Origin of the sequence: Halomonas sp. BC1, assembly GCF_002078135.1 — a bacterium.
Classification (GTDB): Bacteria; Pseudomonadota; Gammaproteobacteria; order Pseudomonadales; family Halomonadaceae; genus Vreelandella; species Vreelandella stevensii.
Map to the genome: position 1 here is coordinate 101,682 of NZ_LFGS01000009.1, position 761 is coordinate 102,442.

At 45.3% G+C, this 761-nt stretch carries 1 protein-coding gene; it reads left to right on the forward strand.

The genetic code is table 11. From position 1 onward, the window contains the following. Positions 1-14: 14 nt before the first annotated feature. The coding region (locus B7L72_RS08365; RefSeq protein ID WP_081193706.1) for a hypothetical protein at positions 15-761 on the forward strand (747 nt) is incomplete at its 3' end.

Sequence of the window (761 nt, forward strand, 5' to 3'; positions counted from 1 at the left end):
AGCAAGGAAAAGCCATGGCGAACCGTACAAGCCACGATCAAAATTTCAAGAACCTGATTTTGGACTATCCTCGCGAAGCCCTCGCTTTCTTTGCATCAGAAGAGGCTGGAGATTTACTGCCTAGCGTCAAAGTCACTCCTATTCGCCAGGAGCAATTAAAAGAGCGCCTGGGTGACAGATTTCATGAGCTAGACGTACCGTTGCTGGTAGAGTGGCCAAATGGGCAACGCGAAGCGCTACTGTTCACGCTAGAAGAAGAAACGGATCCCGGCCGTTTCTCGATCCACAGGCTGGCGCACTACACACTGCACCTGAGTGAGCTATTCGATACAGAACGAGTGGTACCGGTGGTGATTTTTTTGAATTCTAATAAAAAAGTGGTAGAAAGCCTGCATATTCGAAGTGAACGCCATAGCTACCTACAGTTTCACTATTTACATACACATTTAAATAAATTGCCGGCCAATCAGTATTTTAGTAGCCAAAATATCGTAGCACGGCTTAATTTACCGAATATGGAATGGGCAGAGAAAGATAAAATCGATGTATACGCCAATGCCATACAAGGCCTGTTTTCGCTGGAACCAAGCATTGAAAAGCAACTCAAATACATAGACTTTGTCGATATCTACAGCGATTTAAGCACAGATGAAAGAAAAGCCTACCAAAGGCGCTATCCTCAGGAGGAAAGCAAAATGGCTGGTTTAGCAGAGCGTCTTCGTACGGAAGGTATTCAGCAAGGCATGCAGCAAGGCATGCAA